Genomic DNA, 760 nt, shown 5'->3' with positions numbered 1-760 from the left:
CGGGCAAGTACTGAAGCACATGATGCCAGCTTCCAAGAAAAGTTTCTAGTATATTCCATAGCGGCCCGTACCAAAACCGACACAGGTGGGCAAGGAGAGAATCCTGAGGTGAGCGAGAGAACTGTTGCCAAGGAACTCGGCAAAATGACTCCGTAAGTTAGCGATAAGGAGTGCTCTTGTAAAAGAGAGCCGCAGTGAAGAGGCCCAAGCGACTGTTTAACTAAAACACAGCTCTCTGCAAAGTCGCAAGACGAAGTATAGGGGGTGACGCCTGCCCGGTGCTGGAAGGTTAAGAGGATTTGTCATCCGCAAGGAGAAGCAATGAATTGAAGCCCCAGTGAACGGCGGCCGTAACTATAACGGTCCTAAGGTAGCGAAATTCCTTGTCAGGTAAGTTCTGACCCGCACGAAAGGCGTAACGATTTGGGCGCTGTCTCGGCAGCAGACTCGGTGAAATCTTAGTACCTGTGAAAATGCAGGTTACCCGCAACTAGACGGAAAGACCCCATGGAGCTTTACTGTAGCCTGATATTGAATTTTGATCAAAGATGTACAGGATAGGTGGGAGGCTGTGAGACGTGTACGCCAGTATACGAGGAGCCGCTGTTGGGATACCACTCTTGTTTGATTGAAGTTCTAACCTGCACCCATGAACTGGGTGAGGGACCGTGTCAGGTGGGCAGTTTGACTGGGGCGGTCGCCTCCTAAAGAGTAACGGAGGCGCCCAAAGGTACGCTCAGATTGGATGGAAATCAATCGA

The 760-nt window shown here is 50.8% G+C and carries 1 rRNA gene; it reads left to right on the top strand.

The features are described 5' to 3' along the window. Positions 1-760, top strand: a 23S ribosomal RNA gene (locus ACESPQ_RS20790); the annotation flags it as partial.

Source organism: Clostridium sp. HGF2, assembly GCF_964240115.1.
GTDB classification, from domain to species: domain Bacteria; phylum Bacillota_I; class Bacilli_A; order Erysipelotrichales; family Erysipelotrichaceae; genus Clostridium_AQ; species Clostridium_AQ innocuum.
Note: the sequence above shows the minus strand (reverse complement) of the source record. Positions and strands in the feature narration are given on the sequence as shown.